The sequence below is a fragment of the Streptomyces sp. NPDC101152 genome (assembly GCF_044768275.1).
Classification (GTDB): Bacteria; Actinomycetota; Actinomycetes; order Streptomycetales; family Streptomycetaceae; genus Streptomyces.
Map to the genome: position 1 here is coordinate 210,001 of NZ_JBIWPO010000001.1, position 17,989 is coordinate 227,989.

The 17,989-nt window shown below is 71.3% G+C and carries 18 protein-coding genes; 11 read left to right on the forward strand and 7 right to left on the reverse strand.

The annotated features are described in order from the left end of the window. Nucleotides 1-120 precede the first annotated feature (120 nt). Entirely contained in the window at nt 121-978 is an 858-nt protein-coding gene (locus ACIRVK_RS01040) for a PHP domain-containing protein (RefSeq protein WP_404242606.1), read from the forward strand. Between the two features lie 52 nt (nt 979-1,030). Beyond that, nucleotides 1,031-1,636, forward strand: coding sequence for a MarC family protein (locus tag ACIRVK_RS01045; protein ID WP_404242608.1), 606 nt, complete (start codon nt 1,031-1,033; stop codon nt 1,634-1,636). An 84-nt stretch (nt 1,637-1,720) separates the two neighbouring features. Here ACIRVK_RS01045 and ACIRVK_RS01050 read toward each other — a convergent pair whose 3' ends face one another. Next, nucleotides 1,721-1,873 (reverse strand): hypothetical protein, encoded by a 153-nt coding sequence (locus ACIRVK_RS01050; protein ID WP_133044490.1) that lies wholly within the window; start codon nt 1,871-1,873, stop codon nt 1,721-1,723. Nucleotides 1,874-2,057: 184 nt separating this feature from the next. Between ACIRVK_RS01050 and ACIRVK_RS01055 the strand changes: the two genes are divergently transcribed. Continuing rightward, nucleotides 2,058-2,951 (forward strand): NYN domain-containing protein, encoded by an 894-nt coding sequence (locus ACIRVK_RS01055; RefSeq protein WP_404242610.1) that lies wholly within the window; start codon nt 2,058-2,060, stop codon nt 2,949-2,951. A gap of 7 nt (nt 2,952-2,958) precedes the next feature. On the opposite strand, the gene ACIRVK_RS01060 is transcribed toward ACIRVK_RS01055, so the two are convergent. Further along, on the reverse strand, nt 2,959-3,843 hold the full coding sequence (locus tag ACIRVK_RS01060; protein WP_404242612.1) for an alpha/beta fold hydrolase: 885 nt from the start codon (nt 3,841-3,843) through the stop codon (nt 2,959-2,961). Nucleotides 3,844-3,964: 121 nt separating this feature from the next. After that, the gene (locus ACIRVK_RS01065; RefSeq protein WP_404242614.1) at nt 3,965-6,463 is read right to left on the reverse strand and encodes a DEAD/DEAH box helicase; all 2,499 of its coding nucleotides are present in this window, start codon (nt 6,461-6,463) and stop codon (nt 3,965-3,967) included. Between the two features lie 472 nt (nt 6,464-6,935). Between ACIRVK_RS01065 and ACIRVK_RS01070 the strand changes: the two genes are divergently transcribed. After that, complete coding sequence (locus ACIRVK_RS01070; RefSeq protein WP_404242616.1) at nt 6,936-7,673, forward strand: ferritin-like fold-containing protein; 738 nt, start codon at nt 6,936-6,938, stop codon at nt 7,671-7,673. Nucleotides 7,674-7,752: 79 nt separating this feature from the next. Here ACIRVK_RS01070 and ACIRVK_RS01075 read toward each other — a convergent pair whose 3' ends face one another. From ACIRVK_RS01075 to ACIRVK_RS01090, 4 genes are all read right to left on the reverse strand, one after another. Continuing rightward, nucleotides 7,753-8,025 carry a hypothetical protein gene (locus tag ACIRVK_RS01075; RefSeq protein ID WP_404242618.1) on the reverse strand — a complete coding sequence of 91 codons (273 nt, stop codon included), beginning with the start codon at nt 8,023-8,025 and terminating at the stop codon, nt 7,753-7,755. A 203-nt stretch (nt 8,026-8,228) separates the two neighbouring features. Then, nucleotides 8,229-8,456, reverse strand: a complete 228-nt coding sequence (locus ACIRVK_RS01080) for a DUF3107 domain-containing protein (protein WP_019754243.1) — start codon at nt 8,454-8,456, stop codon at nt 8,229-8,231. 155 nt (nt 8,457-8,611) lie between these two features. Then, complete coding sequence (locus ACIRVK_RS01085) at nt 8,612-9,256, reverse strand: TetR/AcrR family transcriptional regulator (RefSeq protein ID WP_404242620.1); 645 nt, start codon at nt 9,254-9,256, stop codon at nt 8,612-8,614. Nucleotides 9,257-9,461: 205 nt separating this feature from the next. Continuing rightward, complete coding sequence (locus ACIRVK_RS01090; protein ID WP_404242622.1) at nt 9,462-9,686, reverse strand: hypothetical protein; 225 nt, start codon at nt 9,684-9,686, stop codon at nt 9,462-9,464. A gap of 196 nt (nt 9,687-9,882) precedes the next feature. Between ACIRVK_RS01090 and ACIRVK_RS01095 the strand changes: the two genes are divergently transcribed. The 7 genes from ACIRVK_RS01095 to ACIRVK_RS01125 all read left to right on the forward strand — a co-directional run bounded on the left by ACIRVK_RS01095 (nt 9,883) and on the right by ACIRVK_RS01125 (nt 17,809). Further along, a complete protein-coding gene (locus ACIRVK_RS01095; RefSeq protein ID WP_404242624.1) occupies nt 9,883-10,884 on the forward strand; it encodes an alpha/beta fold hydrolase in 1,002 nt (333 codons plus the stop codon). Between the two features lie 8 nt (nt 10,885-10,892). Then, on the forward strand, nt 10,893-12,068 hold the full coding sequence (locus ACIRVK_RS01100; protein WP_404242626.1) for a DUF3152 domain-containing protein: 1,176 nt from the start codon (nt 10,893-10,895) through the stop codon (nt 12,066-12,068). Nucleotides 12,069-12,124: 56 nt separating this feature from the next. Further along, nucleotides 12,125-12,217, forward strand: a complete 93-nt coding sequence (locus tag ACIRVK_RS01105; RefSeq protein WP_404242628.1) for an Ms4533A family Cys-rich leader peptide — start codon at nt 12,125-12,127, stop codon at nt 12,215-12,217. A 205-nt stretch (nt 12,218-12,422) separates the two neighbouring features. Continuing rightward, a complete protein-coding gene (locus ACIRVK_RS01110) occupies nt 12,423-14,141 on the forward strand; it encodes an ABC transporter substrate-binding protein (protein WP_404242630.1) in 1,719 nt (572 codons plus the stop codon). Between the two features lie 4 nt (nt 14,142-14,145). Continuing rightward, nucleotides 14,146-15,192: an ABC transporter permease gene (locus tag ACIRVK_RS01115; protein ID WP_404242632.1), complete on the forward strand. Its 1,047-nt coding sequence runs from the start codon at nt 14,146-14,148 to the stop codon at nt 15,190-15,192. Continuing rightward, entirely contained in the window at nt 15,189-16,187 is a 999-nt protein-coding gene (locus tag ACIRVK_RS01120) for an ABC transporter permease (RefSeq protein WP_404242634.1), read from the forward strand. The genes ACIRVK_RS01115 and ACIRVK_RS01120 overlap by 4 nt, the downstream gene beginning before the upstream one ends. Next, nucleotides 16,184-17,809 carry a dipeptide ABC transporter ATP-binding protein gene (locus ACIRVK_RS01125; RefSeq protein ID WP_404242636.1) on the forward strand — a complete coding sequence of 542 codons (1,626 nt, stop codon included), beginning with the start codon at nt 16,184-16,186 and terminating at the stop codon, nt 17,807-17,809. Before ACIRVK_RS01120 ends, ACIRVK_RS01125 begins: the two co-directional genes overlap by 4 nt. The last annotated feature ends 180 nt before the right edge of the window (nt 17,810-17,989 follow it).

Sequence of the window (17,989 nt, forward strand, 5' to 3'; positions counted from 1 at the left end):
CGCATCTCTTCCGGCGTTGCTGTAGGGGGCGAGGATGGGGTTCGGCTGTGACAGGGCACCCTCGAAGGCCCGTTATCCTTGAGCGTCCCCCTCCGTCCCGGCATCCCTGGAGTCAGCGTCGTGCGTATCGATCTGCACACCCACTCCACGGCCTCCGACGGCACGGACACCCCCGCCGAGCTGGTGCGCGAGGCCGCCGCCGCGGGACTCGACGTCGTTGCGCTGACCGATCACGACACCACCCGTGGACACTCCGAGGCGCTGGCCGCGCTGCCCGCCGGGCTCACGCTGGTCACCGGCGCCGAAATGTCCTGCCGGATCGACGGCGTCTCGATGCATCTGCTCGCCTACCTCTTCGACCCCGAGGAGCCGGCGCTGATCGCCGAGCGGGAGCTGGTGCGGGACGACCGGGTGCCGCGGGCCCGGGCCATGGTCGCCAAGCTGCGGGACCTGGGCGTGCCGGTCACCTGGGAGCAGGTGGCGCGGATCGCCGGGAACGGCTCGGTCGGGCGGCCGCATGTCGCGACCGCGCTGGTCGAGCTGGGTGTGGTACCCAGCGTGAGCGACGCGTTCACCGCCGACTGGCTGGCCGACGGCGGTCGGGCGTACGTCCCGAAGCACGAGACGGACCCCTTCGAGGCGATCCGCCTGGTCAAGGCGGCGGGCGGCGTGACGGTGTTCGCGCACCCGGGTGCCAGTAAGCGCGGCCGTACCGTGCCGGAGCCGGCGATCGCCGAGATGGCCGCCGCCGGGCTCGACGGCATCGAGGTCGACCACATGGACCACGACCCGGACACCCGGGCGCGGCTGCGCGGACTCGCCGCCGACCTGGGACTGCTGATCACCGGTTCCAGCGACTACCACGGCAGCCGGAAGACCTGCGTCCTCGGGGAGTACACGACCGACCCCGAGGTCTACGGGGAGATCACACGCCGGGCGACCGGGGCGTTCCCGGTGCCGGGAACCGGCGGAGCCTGACGCCCGCCCACGTCACCCGCTCACCTCTTCTCCCGCAAGGCCCTCATCGCTCATGTTCGACGCTGCCGTCTTCGGCTCCCTCTTCCTGACCCTCTTCGTCATCATGGATCCCCCCGGGATCACCCCGATCTTCCTCGCCCTGACCGCCGGACGCCCCGGCAAGGTGCAGAGGCGGATGGCCTTCCAGGCCGTCTGTGTGGCGGGCGGCGTGATCACCGTCTTCGGGCTCCTGGGGCACCAGATCCTGAACTACCTGCACGTGTCCGTGCCCGCGCTGATGATCGCGGGCGGACTGCTGCTCCTGCTGATCGCGCTGGACCTGCTCACCGGCAAGACCGACGAACCGAAGCAGACCAAGGACGTCAACGTGGCGCTCGTGCCGCTGGGCATGCCGTTGCTGGCCGGTCCCGGTGCGATCGTCTCCGTCATCCTGGCCGTGCAGAAGGCGGACAGCGTGGCCACACAGGTGTCGGTGTGGTGCGCGATCCTCGCCATCCACGTCGTGCTGTGGCTGGTGATGCGCTACTCGCTGCTGATCATCCGGCTCATCAAGGACGGCGGTGTCGTCCTGGTGACCCGGCTCGCCGGGATGATGCTGTCGGCGATCGCCGTGCAGCAGATCATCAACGGGATCACCCAGGTGGTCCGGTCGGGCTGAGCCGCGCAAGCGCAGAGCCCCCGTACGGCGTCCGTGCCATACGGGGGCTCTGAAGCTTCAGCGGTGATCCGCGTCAGTTGTCGGTTACGCGGCCGTGTTCTCGGCCGGTCGGATCCACAGGCGCTGCCCGATGGCGGCGGCCTGCTGCACGATCCGGTTGACGGAGGCGGCGTCCACGACAGTGCTGTCCACGGGCGTACCGTCGACCTCGTCGAGTCGCATGATTTCGAAGCGCATGGCCTCTCCCTTCGTCTCGCTGTGTTCCGTACCAGTCAACGGTCTGCGTGTTACGAACATTCCCTACGCTAAAGAAATTTTTCGAACGGCTAACTACTGACCGGTAAATGATCGCCGAGATGTGTGAATGAGACTGACCGGGACCGGTTGTGTTCGCAGCGTGACCGCCGGGACAATGGAGGCGATGAACGACGACCTCGCGGCCTTCAGTGCCCGCATCGACCGCACCAACGAGCTGCTGCAGCGCATGCTCGCCGAGGTGGCGAAGACGCCCTCGACCCATGCGATCTTCGTCGACGCGGGATACCTGTACGCGGCCGCGGGCCGGCTGGTGGCGGGGACGGAGGACCGCCGTGCCTTCGACCTGGACGCCGAGGGCCTGATCGAGGCGCTCATCGACCGGGCGCGCACGATCTTCGCCGACAGCCGGCTGCTGCGGGTCTACTGGTACGACGGCGCGAGACGCCGCATCCACACCGCCGAGCAGCAGTCGATCGCCGAACTCCCGGACGTCAAGGTCCGCTTGGGCAACCTGAACGCCAACAACCAGCAGAAGGGCGTCGACTCCCTGATCAGAACCGATCTCGAGTCGCTCGCCCGGCACCGCGCCATCAGCGACGCGGCGCTGCTCGGCGGCGACGAGGACCTGGTGTCGGCGGTCGAGGCGGCGCAGGGGTACGGCGCCCGGGTCCACCTGTGGGGCATCGAGGCCCCCGAGGGCCGCAACCAGGCGGAGCCGCTGCTCTGGGAGGTCGACAGCCAGCGCACCTTCGATCTCGACTTCTTCAAGCCCTACGTCGCCCGCCGCACCGCCCCCGCCTACGAGGCCGGCGCCTCCCGGCCCACCCGCGAGGACGTCCGCTTCGTCGGCGCGCAGATCGCCGCCAAGTGGCTGGCGGCGCGGGGCCGGGAGTCCCTGGTCGAGCTGCTGCCCGGCCACCCTTATCTGCCGGGTTCGGTGGACCAGGACCTGCTGGTGGAGGCGGAGGGCCTGCTGCAGTACTCCCTGCGCGGCCAGGCCGATCTGCGCCGGGCCCTGCGGGACGGGTTCTGGGAGCACCTGCAGACCCAGTACTAAGCCCTTTCTAGCCTTTTCGGACGCGGTCCCAGAAGTCGGCGAAGGCGCGGGCCGTCTCCTGCGGGTCGTCGGTGTTGGGGGAGTGTTCGGCGTCCTGGACGACCGTGCGGTGGGCGCGCAGCCGCAGGGCCATGTCGTCGAGCAGGGGCACCGGCCAGGTGTCGTCACGGGACCCCGACAGGACGTGGAACGGCAGCGGTACGGCGGCCAGTTCCGCCACGCGGTCCGGCTCGACGCACAACTGGCGGCCTGTCGCGATGAGTTGGGCCGGCTTGTTGCCCATCCAGCGGCGCCGCAGGTCCTCCCGGTCCGCCAGCCCCTCGTCGATGTCCCCGGCGTCGCTCTCCTCGGGCGGCTCCATCGCCTGGATCGCCTCCCACACCTCGGCCATCGTCATCACGGCCAGCGCGTCCCGCAGCAGCTTGACGCGTTGCTGCTGCGCCACGGAGATCTGGGCGGGACCCGAGGCCATGAGGGTCAGCGAGAGGAAGGGCGAGGGGTCGAGCAGCACCGCCGCCCGGGCGATCTGGCCGCCGAGGGAATGGCCGACGAGATGCACGGGCGCGCCGACCGCCTCCGCCTGCGCGAGCACGTCCCTCGCCAACTCCTCCTGTGCGTACGCCGATTCGTCGTGCTCCGGCCCGTCGGACTCGTACTGACCGCGTCCGTCGAGCGCGACGACCCGGTAGCCGCGTGCCGTCAGCGGCTCGTGCAGCGGGTTGAAGTCCTCCTTGCTGCCGGTGAACCCGGGCAGCAGGAGAGCGGTCCCCTTCGCCGCCACGCCGCCGTCCGCGTCCACGGACGACTCCACCGCCGCGAACTCCCCGCGTGCGGTGCGCAGGCGGTAGGTGCGGGCTCCTGGTGGCGGGGCGAAGGTAGGGGGTCGGCTCATGGGGGCGAGGGTACCGGCTGAAGGTTTCGTTCCCGGGCGCCGGGACGCCTGTCGTTACGCCGACGGCCCGGTCCACCTCGTGGTGGACCGGGCCGTCGGGACGGTGCGTGCTCGCGCCGCGTCAGGCGTCCGTGGACTCTGCGGCGGCGGCCGCCTTCCGGGTCCGGCGGGCCGCCGGCTTCGTCTCCGCGCCCTCGGCGGCTGCCGTGGCCTTGCGCGTACGCCGAGCCGGCGTGACGTCCGGCTCGTCGGCGGCCTGCGCCGGAATGGCCACAGCGGCCTTCCGGGTACGGCGCGGTTTGGCCTCCGCGGCCTCGGCCGGAGCCTCGGCTGCGGTCGCCGTCTTGCGAGCGCGAGTGCGCGGCTTGGCCTCGGCGGCTTCGGCCGGTTCCTCGGCCGTCGCGGCGGCCGACTTGCGGGTGCGCCGGGTGGGCTTGGCCTCCGTGCCCTCGGCCGTGTCGGCTGCGGCTTCGGCGGTCGCGGCGGCCGTCTTGCGGGTGCGGCGCGGCTTGGGCTCCGTGGCTTCGGCGGCGGCGTCGACCGGAGCTTCGGTCGCGCTCGCCGTCTTACGGGTGCGGGTGCGCGGCTTGGCTTCCGTGCCCTCGGCCGTGTCGACGGCGGCTTCCGCGGTCGCGGCCGTCTTGCGGGTGCGCCGGGTGGGCTTGGCCTCCGTGGCCTCCGCGGTGTCGACAGCGGCCTCGGCGGCTGCCGCGGTCTTGCGCGTACGGCGCGGCTTGGCCTCGGCGGCCTCGGTGGCGGTGTCCGCGGCGGGCGCCGCCTTGCGGGTGCGGGTGCGCGGCTTGGCCTCCGTGGCCTCCGCCGTGTCAACCGCCGCCTCCGCCACGGCCGTCGCCTTACGGGTACGGCGTCGCGGGGCCGTCTCGGTCGGCTCCTGAGCCGCCTCCACGGTCCCCTCGGCGGCGTCGACGGCAGCCGCGGTACGGGTACGGCGTCGCGGAGCGGCGGGAGCCTCGGGCTCGGCGGTCGGCGCGTCCGGGACGACCGGCGTCACCGGTGCGACCGGGGTCTGCGCGGACGCCACGGCCTCCGGCGCCTCCACCGGTGCGGAAGCAGCCGTCGGTTCCGCGGACTTGCGGGTGCGGCGGCGGCGCGGCTTGGCCGGTTCGGGGGCGTCCAGGGCGGGGCCCTCGGCCGTCGTCACCGCGGTCTCGGCCGAGCTCGTCGCCGGCTGGTCGACCGGGGCGCCGACGCGGGTGCGGCGACGGCGGCGCGGGGTGCGCGTCGAGCTGTCCTCGGCCGGCACGGCCTCGGCGGCCTCCGGCGTCCCCGTCGCCGTATCGGCGAGCGGCTCCCCGGAGCGCGTACGACGCCGGCGACGCGGCGTGCGGGCCGGGCGCTCGCGGTCGGCGGTACGGGCGTCGGGCCGGCCGCCGCCCCGCTCGCCCCGGCCGCCGCGACCGCGGCCACCGGTCTCACCGAGGTCTTCCAGCACCTCGGCGTCGAGGCCCGCGCGGGTGCGCTCGGCGCGCGGCAGGACACCCTTGGTGCCCGCCGGGATGCTCAGCTCCTCGAAGAGGTGCGGGGAGGTGGAGTACGTCTCCGGCGGGTCGTTGAACCCGAGTTCCAGCGCCTTGTTGATGAGCTGCCAGCGCGGGATGTCGTCCCAGTCGACGAGGGTGATGGCGATGCCCTTCGCACCCGCGCGGCCGGTACGGCCGATGCGGTGCAGGTACGTCTTCTCGTCCTCGGGCGACTGGTAGTTGATGACGTGTGTCACGCCCTCGACGTCGATGCCGCGCGCGGCGACGTCGGTGCAGACGAGGACGTCCACCTTGCCGTTGCGGAAGGCGCGCAGCGCCTGCTCACGGGCGCCCTGGCCGAGGTCGCCGTGGACCGCGCCGGCGGCGAAGCCACGCTGCTTGAGCTGGTCGGCGAGGTCGGCCGCGGTGCGCTTGGTACGGCAGAAGACCATGGCCAGTCCCCGGCCGTCGGCCTGCAGTATCCGCGCGACCATCTCGGGCTTGTCCATGTTGTGCGCGCGGTAGACGAACTGCGCTGTGTTCGCGACCGTCGCGCCCTCGTCGTCCGGCGCGGTCGCGCGGATGTGCGTGGGCTGCGACATGTAGCGGCGGGCCAGCCCGATGACCGCGCCCGGCATGGTGGCCGAGAACAGCATCGTCTGGCGTCGTGCGGGCAGGAAGCCGATGATCTTCTCGACGTCGGGCAGGAAGCCCAGGTCGAGCATCTCGTCGGCCTCGTCGAGGACCAGGCACTTGACGTGCTTGAGGTTGAGCTTCTTCTGGCCCGCGAGGTCGAGCAGCCGGCCCGGGGTGCCGACGACCACGTCGACGCCCTTCTTCAGGGCCTCGACCTGGGGCTCGTAGGCCCGGCCGCCGTAGATCGCCGTCACCCGGACGTTGCGGACCTTGCCGGCGGTCAGCAGGTCGTTGGTGACCTGCGTGCACAGCTCACGCGTGGGGACGACGACGAGCGCCTGCGGGCTGTCGGTGAGGTCCTCGGGCTTCGCGCGGCCCGCCTCCACGTCCGCCGGGACGGTGACGCGCTCGAGGAGCGGGAGGCCGAAGCCCAGCGTCTTTCCGGTGCCGGTCTTGGCCTGGCCGATGACGTCCGTGCCGGAGAGGGCGACGGGGAGGGTCATCTCCTGGATGGGGAAGGGGGTGATGATGCCGACGGCCTCGAGGGCCTCGGCGGTCTCGGGAAGGATGCCGAGATCTCTGAACGTAGTAGTCAGGGTGCTGCCTCTTCTGTGTGCGCGGTGCGAGGCGAGCGCGGGGGGTCTTTGACGGACCGTGCCGGGGACGTCGGCTGCCTTACGGTCTTGCCGTAGGGCACGGGACCACTGCCGACGCTCTAGCGCTCGTACCGCTGAGGGGGTCCCCTCCGAGCGTCGTACGCGATGTGCCGTACGGCCTTGGAGGGCTGTCGGGTCGGAGCCGATCGGGCCACCGACCGGGCATCCTCATACGTGCGGCCCGTCGAGTACTCGGCAGGCGCATTACCACCATACCCCGGAATCACGCACACGCGATGGCCGATTTGGTCACGTAGCCGTCATCACACTGATCGACCAGGGACTTACGGAGCGCGGCGAGCGGACTATTGTGCGCTTCATGACGACGCCTGACAACGCCTCCGACGCATCCGCCGAGCAGACCTCCGTGGCCGCCCAGACCTGGGACCGGGCCAGTGTCGACCCCCAGTACCGGGCCGCGGTCGTCGACCTGCTCGGCGCGCTCGCCTACGGCGAACTCGCGGCGTTCGAGCGGCTCGCGGAGGACGCGAAGCTGGCGCCGACGCTGGCGGACAAGGCGGAGCTGGCGAAGATGGCGTCTGCCGAGTTCCACCACTTCGAGCGGCTGCGCGACCGGCTCACGGAGATCGGGGAGGAGCCGACGCTGGCGATGGACCCGTTCGTCGCCGCGCTGGACGGCTTCCACCGGCAGACGGCGCCGTCCGACTGGCTGGAGGGGCTGGTCAAGGCGTACGTCGGCGACTCGATCGCCAGTGACTTCTACCGTGAGGTCGCGGCCCGGCTCGACGCGGACACCCGCGAGCTGGTGCTGGCCGTGCTGGACGACACGGGGCACGCGGGGTTCGCCGTGGAGAAGGTGCGGGCCGCGATCGACGCGGAGCCCCGTGTGGGCGGGCGGCTCGCTCTGTGGGCCCGGCGGCTGATGGGCGAGGCCCTGTCCCAGTCCCAGCGGGTCGTGGCGGACCGGGACGCCCTGTCCACGATGCTCGTGGGTGGGGTGGCCGACGGGTTCGACCTCGCCGAGGTGGGCCGGATGTTCTCGCGGATCACCGAGGCCCACACGAAGCGGATGGCCGCGTTGGGGCTCGCCGCGTAACGCCCCTAGGAGCGTTGGCGGCGTCGTCTCCTCAGCCGTTCAAGTCGTTGTCGGAGGGTTTGTCGGAGGGTTCGGAGGGTTACGCCGGCGCCTGGCGCCGGCGGAGTCGCCCCGACGGACGCAGCAGCAGGGACAGCGAGGCGGTGGCGACGACGGCCGCGCCGATCAGGACGAGCAGGACGTTGCCCGGGTCGAAGGCGCTGTCGGTGACGAAGGCACCGAAAAGGGCTCCCGCGACGCCGGTCGCGAGGACCAGGGAACGGGCCGGCAGGCGGTGGCCGAGGCGGCGGTCCGCGGCCCAGGCCAGTACCAGACCGAGCAGAGCGGAGCCGAGCGCTTCGAACAACATCATGGGGGTCCCTCCCACACGGCCACACTGCCCATCACGGTCGTAGCCCGTCATACCCGTGACCTGCGGAATGCAATCCTCCTGTGTGCGCTCTGTGTGCTCCGTTCGTGGAGGCGGAGATTCCCGCGCAGAGCACCGGACAGAACGCGGAGGGGCCCGGCGACTGATCAGTCGCCGGGCCCCTCCGCCGTGCTCCGGGGTGTTGCCTACAGCGCGCCGAAGCCCACCTTGCGCGGGGCCGGCTCGCCGAGCTCGACGTAGGCGAGACGGTCGGCCGGGACGAGGACCTTGCGGCCGTGCTCGTCCACGAGGCTCAGCAGCTGCGACTTGCCCGCCAGGGCCTCGGACACCGCCCGCTCGACCTCCTCGGCACTCTGACCGCTCTCCAGAACGATCTCGCGGGGCGCGTGCTGCACGCCGATCTTGACCTCCACGGCTATGTCCCTCCGACGGTCAGTGAAGTGCGCGAACCTTAACGCGCCGTACCCAGCACACATTAGCCCGGTGAGGGGACGCGCACGCTCCGCCCGGGAACGCCAAGAGCGAACAGGGAGCGGGAACAAAACCCCCCGGGGGGAGGCGTGTGTCCTCAGTGCTGCTGCTCGACGCCGTGCAGCGGGAAGCCCGCGATACCGCGCCACGCCAGCGAGGTCAGCAGCTGTACCGCCTGGTCGCGCGGCACGCTGCGGTCGCTGTGCAGCCAGGAACGGGCCACGACCTGGGCGAGGCCGCCGAGGCCGGAGGCCAGCAGCATCGCCTCCGCGCGCGAGAGGCCGGTGTCCTCGGCGATCACGTCGCGGATCGCCTCGGCGCACTCGTTCGTGACCTTGTCGACGCGCTCGCGCACCGCGGGCTCGTTCGTCAGGTCCGACTCGAAGACCAGGCGGAAGGCGCCGCCGTCGTCCTCGACGTACGCGAAGTAGGCGTCCATGGTCGCCCGTACGCGCTGCTTGTTGTCGGTCGTCGACGCGAGGGCGCCGCGTACCGCCTGGATCAGCGACTCGCAGTGCTGGTCCAGAAGAGCCAGGTAGAGGTCGAGCTTGCCCGGGAAGTGCTGGTAGAGCACCGGCTTGCTGACGCCGGCCCGCTCGGCGATGTCGTCCATCGCGGCCGCGTGGTAGCCCTGCGCCACGAAGACCTCCTGGGCGGCGCCCAGCAGCTGGTTCCGTCGGGCACGGCGCGGCAGGCGCGTGCCCCGCGGGCGTGCCGCCTCTGTCTGCTCGATGGCTGTCACGCCGCCTCCCAATGTCGTCCACATGCGGTGTGCGCCGCGCGGCCATCGTACTTTTCGGTAACCGTGGTGTGCGCGGTGCGAGCGCAGAATTTCACGGACCGGACGGTGACGAAAGCCGCCCAGAAGGTTTCAAACCGGTCAGGATTGGGCATCGAAGTGCCCCGTTCCAGCTCAGCGGCACCCTGGCAGGCCCCGGTGTCCCCCGTCAGCGGTAGTCGTCCTCGTCGCCGGAGACGACTCGGCGCTGCTCGACCAGGTCGGCCTCGTTCGCCCTGGCCGGGTCGACGTCCTCCAGCGGGTCGTCGCGGTCCGGGGTGAGGGCGGCGTACTGCTCCACGGCGTCGTTCTCGGGCGCCTCGACGTCGATCTCCGGTGCCGCCTCGGTGTCCTCGTCCTCGAAGGTCTCGGGGTCGGTGGGGTCGATGGCCATGGTGGGCTCCCTTCCTACGTCTCCTAGTTCCCGCCCCTGTGTGTCCACGTGAATCTCGCTGGAAGAAGCAGGGGTTACACGCGGGTGCCCTCTTTATGAGCCTAGGAGACACCCGATGCGGACGCCATGGGATGCGTCCGCCGTCTGTGACGGCCGACACAGCGGTCCCTGCGTGATCGTCTCGTAACATTGCCGCATGTCTTCGACCGAGCTGCCGTCCGTACCGGCGTCCAATGTGCTCCCGAAGGTGGCGCCCGTCAGGGTCGCCGAGGGCGAGCGGCTCAGGTCGGTCGGGTTGCCCGGGATCACGTTGACCGTCCGGTCGAGGCCACCCGCGCGCGAGGGGCTGCCGCCCGCGTTGTACGTCCACGGGCTCGGCGGTTCCTCGCAGAACTGGTCGGCGCTGATGCAGGAGCTGGACGGCGTCGTCGACAGTGAGGCCGTCGACCTGCCGGGCTTCGGCGACTCCCCGCCGCCGGACGACGGCGACTACTCGGTCACCGGGCACGCACGCGCGGTGATCCGTTACCTCGACGCGGCCGGACGCGGGCCCGTGCATCTGCTCGGCAACTCGCTCGGCGGCGCGGTCTCCACGCGCGTGGCCGCGCTGCGGCCCGACCTCGTGCGCACCCTCACCCTCGTCTCGCCCGCCCTGCCGGAGATACGCGTCCAGCGCAGTGCCGTGCCCACGGCCCTGCTGGCGCTGCCCGGGGTGACCGCTCTGTTCACCCGGTTCAGCCGGGACTGGACGGCGGAGCAGCGGGTGCGCGGGGTCATGGCGCTCTGCTACGGCGATCCCGGGCGGGTGACGCCGGAAGGTTTCCGCAACGCCGTCGAGGAGATGGAGCGGCGGCTGCAGCTGACGTACTTCTGGGACGCGATGACGCGTTCCGCGCGCGGACTGGTGAACGCCTACACGCTGGGCGGCCAGCACAGCCTGTGGCGCCAGGCCGAGCGCGTCCTCGCCCCGACCCTCCTCGTCTACGGCGGACGCGACCAACTCGTCGCCTTCCGCATGGCCCGCAGGGCCGCCCGCTCCTTCCGCGACTCCCGCCTGCTGACCCTCCCGGACGCGGGGCACGTGGCGATGATGGAGTACCCGGACACGGTGGCCCGGGCGTTCGTGCAACTCCTCACGGAGGCGGGGGAGTCGCCCGCGCGCGTGGGTGAGGCCGCTGTCGACGGTGCGGGGGGCTGAGGGGCGACGTGGGACGCCACAGCCGTCGGGGGAAATCCGGCGCCGCAAGGAGTGACGCGGGGGGCAGAAGTGACACAGGGGGCGTAGGGGCAGGGCCGCGGCTTCCGGCTGACGGTACGCCGGCACATGGCTCTCCCGCCTGGGGGACGGTTCACGGCGTGCCGGAGGTTCGGGGCGGGCATCCTGAGCAGCGGGAAGCCGGGGGCGGATGGGGTGAGTTGACGGGGGTCGGCGGTCGTTCCGGGCGCGCCGGCTCCGCTGGGCCCGGTGTCGTCGTACCGCGGCAGCGGCGGGCGCCTCGCAGTGGGCCACGGCAGGAGTACCTGGACGCCTTCGGTGAGGAAGGCCTGTCCGAGGCCGACGTCGACGACGACCTGCCGCCCACGGGCGTGCCCGCCCAGACCAGGGGGACCAAGGGACGGACGTTCACCGGCATCGCGGCCGCCGCCGTCACCACCGTGCTCGCCGTGGTGGTCGCCGGACAGGTGACGCACGGACGCGAGAACACCGGTGTCGGCACGCAGGCCGTCACCGACCAGGCACGGGACGCGCGGGCTCCGTCCCCCTCGCCGAGCGTGACGACGTTGACGTACGCCCAGGCCATGGACACGAAGTTCCCGCTCGGCGCCGATGTCGAGGGCCCGGGGAGGTTCGACGCGGTCCCCGGCGTCGACAAGGCGCCCGGGAAGGGGCAGAAGTACACCTACCGGGTGGACGTCGAGCAGGGACTCGGGCTGGACGGCGGGCTGTTCGCCGACGCCGTGCACAAGACCCTCAACGACGACCGGAGCTGGGCCCACGACGGCGCCCTCACCTTCGAACGCGTCGACACCGGCAAACCGGACTTCGTGGTCACCCTCGCCAGCCCCGGGACCACGGCCGAGTGGTGCGCCAAGTCCGGTCTGGACACCACCGAGGACAACGTCTCCTGCGACTCCGCCAGCACCGACCGCGTCATGATCAACGCATACAGATGGGCGCAGGGATCAACGACCTATGGTGCGGACATCCATGCGTACCGCCAGATGTTGATCAACCATGAAGTCGGACACCGGCTCGGTCACGGCCACGTCCAGTGCACCAGGAACGGCCAGCTCGCCCCGGTCATGCAGCAGCAGACGAAGTTCCTCGACCACGACGGGATCCACTGCCTGCCCAACCCCTGGCCGTATCCCGGGAGTTGACAGCAGCCCCCTCGGTCACATTGACATGCGCAGAAAGTTCCTCCATATTTCTGGGCATGTCGACCCCCCACGCCCTCCGTCGCGCTGCCATCGAGCTGGCGCTCATCGGAGTGACCGCGCTCTGCGTGGCCGACATCCACTGTCGCTGACGCCCGCCCCCAGGCGTTCGCGTCGCGTTCCCTTCCTTTCGCCGTGACCTGACCCGTCGGTCACGGATTTCCACGACCTGACGCCCGGGCAGACGTCTGTTCACTTACGTCTCATCCCTTGTCAATCTGTCTCACCATTCGAGCCACCGTGACTCACCACGACTCGCCGGGGCTCGTACCCCCACTCCGAGAGGTCGTCCATCCGATGCGTCAACCGTCCCTCACAGCGCGCCGCGTGGCCGCGGCATCCGTGGGCCTGGTCCTGGCAGCGGGCGCCGCCGCCTGCGGGCCGAAGGACAACGATGCCAAAGGCTCCGCAGGCGACTCGACGCCGCACAAGGGCGGCACCCTGACGGTGCTCAACTCCAGCCCGCAGGAGAACTTCGACCCCGCCCGCCTGTACACCTCCGGCGGCGGAAACGTCCCTTCCCTGGTCTTCCGTACGCTCACCACGCGCAACCGCGCGAACGGCGCGGCCGGCGCCAAGGTGGTCCCCGACCTCGCCACGGACACCGGGCGCCCCAACAAGGACGCGACCGTGTGGACGTACACCCTGAAGCCGGGGCTCAAGTACGAGGACGGCACGCCGATCACCTCCGCCGACATCAAGTACGGCATCGAGCGTTCCTTCGCCCCCGAACTCTCCGGCGGCGCGCCCTACTTGCGGGACTGGCTGGTCGGAGCCGCGAACTACCAGGGGCCGTACAAGGACAAGAAGGGCCTGTCGGCGATCGAGACGCCGGACGACCGGACCATCGTCTTCCACCTGAACAAGCCCGAGGGCGAGTTCCCCTACCTGGCCACGCAGACGCAGTTCACGCCCGTCCCGAAGAGCAAGGACACGGGCACGAAGTACGCCGAGCACCCGGTCTCGTCCGGCCCGTACAAGGTCGTCGAGAACGACAACAACGGTGAGCACATCGTTCTGGAGCGCAACACCTACTGGTCGACGGCGACGGACTCCGAGCGCAAGGCCTACCCGGACAAGGTCGACGTGAAGTCGGGGCTCGACTCGTCCGTGATCAACCAGCGGCTGTCGGCGTCCCAGGGGGCGGACGCGGCGGCCGTCACCACGGACACCAACCTCGGCCCGGCCGAGCTCGCCAAGGTGTCGGGCGACAAGGAACTCGCCTCCCGCGTCGGCACCGGCCACTTCGGCTACACGAACTACATAGCGTTCAACCCGACCGTCAAGCCGTTCGACAACGCCAAGGTGCGGCAGGCGATCTCGTATGCCATCGACCGCTCGTCCGTGATCAACGCGGCCGGCGGCAGCGCCCTCGCCGAGCCCGCCACCACCTACCTGCCGAACCAGAAGTCCTTCGGCTACACGCCGTACGACCTCTTCCCGGCGGGCGCGACGGGCGACCCCGCGAAGGCCAAGGAGCTGCTGAAGGCGGCCGGTTACCCGACCGGGCTCACCGTCACCCTGACGCACTCCAACGCCAAGAACTTCGAGACCAGCCCGGAGATCGCGACCGCGATCCAGGACGCGCTGAAGAAGGCCGGCATCACGGCCAAGCTGCGCGGCCTGGAGGACAACGACTACTCCGACACGATCCACAGCGTGAAGACCGAGCCCGGGTTCTTCCTCGCCCACTGGGGTGCCGACTGGCCCTCCGGCGGCCCCTTCCTCGCCCCGATCTTCGACGGCCGGCAGATCGTCAGGGACGGCGCGAACTTCAACACGGGCCTGCTCGACGACAAGTCGGTCAATGCCGAGATCGACGCGATCAACAAGTTGACCGACCTTGCCGCCGCCGCCAAGAGGTGGGGCGCGCTGGACCAGAAGATCGGCCGGCAGGCGCTGACCGTGCCGCTGTTCCACCCCGTCTACAAGCGACTGGTCGGCAAGGACATCAAGAACGTGGTGATCAGCGACTGGACGGGTGTGCTGGACATCTCGCAGGTCGCGGTGAAGTAGCGCCGTGAGTGAAGCACTCGTCGTCGTCGAGACCCCCGAGGCGTCCGCTTCGGGGGTTCCGGCGGCCCGTCAGTTCTGGCGGCGGTTGCGCACGCAGCGCGCCGCCCTCGTCGCGGCGGCCGTCGTCGCGCTGCTGGTCCTCGTCGCCGTCGCCGCGCCCCTGCTCACGGCGCTCGAGGGCCAGGACCCCACCACCTACCACCCCTCTCTCATCGACTCCGCGCGCGGAGGCGTCCCGACCGGCCCGCTCGGGGGCGTCACCGGCGACCACTGGCTGGGCGTCGAACCGCAGACCGGGCGTGATCTGTTCGCGCGGCTCGTGTACGGGGCGCGGGTGTCGCTGGGGGTCGCGCTGGCCGCGACCGTCATCCAGGTCACCGTGGGCGTGGTGATGGGCATCGCGTCCGCGCTCGGCCGTGGATGGGTTGATCAACTGTTGAGCCGGATCGCGGACACCTTCGTCGCCATGCCGTTGATGATCATGTCGTTGGCGCTCCTCGCGATCGTCCCGGCGAGCTTTCCTCGACCTGTGCTGGTCACGCTGGTCATCGGGTTCATCGCGTGGGGCAACATCGCGAAGATCGTGCGGGCCCAGACGCTCACCCTGAAGGGACTCGACTACGTCGCCGCCGCCCGGCTCAGCGGCTGGGGCGCCTGGCACATCGCCCGCCGGGAACTGCTCCCCGGGCTCGCCGCGCCGGTCATCACGTACGCCGCGATCCTCATGCCGGTCAACATCAGCGTCGAGGCGGCCCTGTCGTTCCTCGGCGTCGGCGTGAAGCCGCCCACCCCGTCCTGGGGGCAGATGCTCACCGCCGCGGACGTCTGGTACCAGGCGGCCCCGCAGTACCTGCTCCTGCCGGCGGGCGCGCTGTTCGTCACCGTGCTCGCCCTGACCGTCCTCGGCGACGGTGTGCGCACCGCCCTCGACCCGCGCGCCGCCTCACGGCTGAGCGTCGGCACGGGCCGCAAGCGGGAGGCGAAGGCCGGCACGTCCGAAGCCGAGCCCGGCAAGTCCGATGCCGGGCCTGCGAAGGAGGAAACCGTATGAACGGCTTCGGAGGCTTCCTGCTGCGGCGCTCCGTCGGCGCCGCGGTGACCCTGCTGGCCATCTCGGTGATCGTCTACGTGGTCTTCTACGCCACCCCCGGCAACGTCGCCCAGATCACCTGCGGTCCGCGCTGCTCGCCGGAACAGGTCCACCAGGTCACCCGGCAGCTCAAGCTCGACGACCCGCTGTACCTGCGCTACTGGCACTTCCTGCAGGGCATCGTCGTCGGCCAGGACTACTCGACGGGCACCTCCGTGCAGCACTGCTCGGCGCCCTGCCTCGGCCTGTCGTACCAGAGCGACCAGCAGGTCATGCAGATCATCCTGACCAAGCTCCCCGTCAGCCTCTCGCTGGTGCTCGGCGCGATGGTCCTGTGGCTGGTCCTCGGCGTCGGTACCGGTGTGCTCTCCGCCTGGCGGCGCGGCCGGTTCACCGAGCGCCTCCTGACCGCCCTCACCCTGGCGGGCTGGGCCACCCCGGTCTTCGTGATCGGCCTGGTGCTGATGATCGTCGTCTGCGGCGAGCTGCAGCTGCTGCCCTTCCCGCAGTACGTGAACCTCACCGACGACCCCGAACAGTGGGCCTGGAACCTGCTGTTGCCCTGGCTCTCGCTCGCCCTCATCGAGGCCGCCGCGTTCGCCCGGCTCACCAGGTCGTCGATGCTGGAGACGCTGGCCGAGGACCACATCCGCACCTTCCGGGCCTGCGGCGTGGCCGAGCGGACGATCGTGGGACGGCACGCGCTGCGGGGTGCGCTGGCCCCCGTCATCGCCCTCAACGCCAACAACGTCGGCTCGGCGATCGGCGGGGCCGTCCTCACCGAGACCCTCTTCGGCCTCCCCGGCATCGGCCAGGAACTCGTCCACGCGGTCAACGTGGTCGACCTGCCGGTCGTCGTCGGGATGGTCCTGGTCATCGGGTTCTTCGTGGTCCTCGCCAACGCCGTCGCGGACGTGCTGTACGCGGTGGCCGACCGACGGGTGGTACTGACGTGAGTCTCGTCCAAGTCACTGATCTGACCGTCCGGTTCGGCGACCTGCGGGCCGTCGACGGCCTCTCCTTCACCCTGGAACAGGGGGCCGCCCTGGCCCTGGTCGGCGAGTCCGGCTCCGGCAAGTCCACCGTCGCCTCGGCCCTGCTCGGCCTGCACCGCGGCACCGGCGCGCGGGTCGGCGGCTCGGTCGAGGTGGCCGGCGTCGACGTGCGGCAGGCGTCCGACGACGAACTGCGGCGGCTGCGCGGGGCCAAGGCCGCGATGGTCTTCCAGGACCCGCTCTCCTCCCTCGACCCGTACTACGCGATCGGCGACCAGATCGCCGAGGTGTACCGCGTGCACACGCGCGTCTCCCGGCGAACGGCACGCGCGCGTGCGGTGCAGGTCCTCGACCGGGTGGGCATCCCGGACGCACGACGCCGCTCCCGCTCCCGTCCGCACGAGTTCAGCGGTGGCATGCGCCAGCGCGCGCTCATCGCGATGGCGCTGGCCTGCGAGCCGGAGCTGCTCATCGCCGACGAGCCGACCACCGCGCTCGACGTCACCGTCCAGGCCCAGATCCTCGACCTGCTGCACACGCTGCGCGAGGAGACCGGCATGGGACTTCTGCTCGTCACGCACGACGTGGGCGTCGCCGCCGAGAGCGTCGACGAGGTGCTCGTCATGCGCCACGGGCGCGTGGTCGAGCACGGCAGGGTGACGGACGTCCTGGGTGCGCCGCAGGACGCGTACACCCGTGAACTGCTGGCCGCGGTCCCGCGCGTGGACGCGCGCCGCGCGACGCCCGCGGTGGCGGAGGGAGACGTCCAGGAGCCCCGGAACACCGCCGAGGACGTCGTCCTGGAGGCGAACGGGCTGCGCCGCGAGTTCGGGCGCGGCGAGCGGGCCTTCGTCGCCGTGGACGACGTGTCGCTGACCGTCCGCCGGGGCGAGACCCTCGGTGTCGTCGGCGAGAGCGGCAGCGGCAAGACGACACTGGGACGCATGCTGGTCGGACTGCTGGAGCCGACGGCCGGTGAGGTCCTGGACGGCGGGCACGCGCGCGTGGGGGTGAATCCGGCCGTGCAGATGGTCTTCCAGGACCCGGCGTCCTCCCTCAACCCCCGCCGCAGCGTGGGCGAATCGATAGCCGACCCGCTCCGCGCGCGGGGCGAGCGGGACGAGCGGCGCATCAGGGGGCGGGTGACGGAACTGCTGGAGCGCGTGGGGCTCGAAGGCGCGCACTACGACCGCTACCCGCACGAGTTCAGCGGCGGCCAGCGCCAGCGCGTGGGCATCGCGCGGGCGCTCGCGGCCGACCCGCGGGTCATCGTCTGCGACGAGCCGGTCTCCGCGCTCGACGTCACCACCCAGGCCCAGGTCGTCGCCCTGCTCGGGGAACTCCAGCGCGAACTCGGGCTCGCCCTCGTGTTCGTGGCGCACGACCTCGCCGTCGTCCGCCAGGTCAGCGACCGGGTAGCGGTGATGCGCCGCGGCCGGATCGTGGAGACGGGACCGGCCGACGAGGTGTACGACAACCCCCGGGACCCCTACACCAGGCAACTCCTGGCCGCCGTGCCGGCCCTCGACCCCCAGGTCGCGGCCGACCGCAGAGCGGCCCGGCGAGAGCTGGCCGCCGCCTGACGCAACGTGACTGTTTGATCTCTTAGCGCGATCGAACGCGACTCGCACGGGAAAGTTACGACCGTTCACCCCTTTTGGTGGGGGGGCGGGCCCCCCCCCCCGGCCCCCCCCCCCCGGGCGCCCCAGGACATAACCCCGCGCGCCCGGGGGGGGCCCCGCGCGCCCCCCCCCCGGCGGACG

Bases quoted from the DNA above. Each gene is read 5' to 3' on its own strand.
- ACIRVK_RS01045 (WP_404242608.1), top strand. From the start codon at position 1,031: ATGTTCGACGCTGCCGTCTTCGGCTCCCTCTTCCTGACCCTCTTCGTC.
- ACIRVK_RS01050 (WP_133044490.1), bottom strand. From the start codon at position 1,873: ATGCGCTTCGAAATCATGCGACTCGACGAGGTCGACGGTACGCCCGTG.
- ACIRVK_RS01055 (WP_404242610.1), top strand. From the start codon at position 2,058: ATGAACGACGACCTCGCGGCCTTCAGTGCCCGCATCGACCGCACCAAC.
- ACIRVK_RS01060 (WP_404242612.1), bottom strand. From the start codon at position 3,843: ATGAGCCGACCCCCTACCTTCGCCCCGCCACCAGGAGCCCGCACCTAC.
- ACIRVK_RS01065 (WP_404242614.1), bottom strand. From the start codon at position 6,463: ATGACCCTCCCCGTCGCCCTCTCCGGCACGGACGTCATCGGCCAGGCC.
- ACIRVK_RS01070 (WP_404242616.1), top strand. From the start codon at position 6,936: ATGACGACGCCTGACAACGCCTCCGACGCATCCGCCGAGCAGACCTCC.
- ACIRVK_RS01075 (WP_404242618.1), bottom strand. From the start codon at position 8,025: ATGATGTTGTTCGAAGCGCTCGGCTCCGCTCTGCTCGGTCTGGTACTG.
- ACIRVK_RS01090 (WP_404242622.1), bottom strand. From the start codon at position 9,686: ATGGCCATCGACCCCACCGACCCCGAGACCTTCGAGGACGAGGACACC.
- ACIRVK_RS01095 (WP_404242624.1), top strand. From the start codon at position 9,883: ATGTCTTCGACCGAGCTGCCGTCCGTACCGGCGTCCAATGTGCTCCCG.
- ACIRVK_RS01105 (WP_404242628.1), top strand. From the start codon at position 12,125: ATGTCGACCCCCCACGCCCTCCGTCGCGCTGCCATCGAGCTGGCGCTC.
- ACIRVK_RS01110 (WP_404242630.1), top strand. From the start codon at position 12,423: ATGCGTCAACCGTCCCTCACAGCGCGCCGCGTGGCCGCGGCATCCGTG.
- ACIRVK_RS01120 (WP_404242634.1), top strand. From the start codon at position 15,189: ATGAACGGCTTCGGAGGCTTCCTGCTGCGGCGCTCCGTCGGCGCCGCG.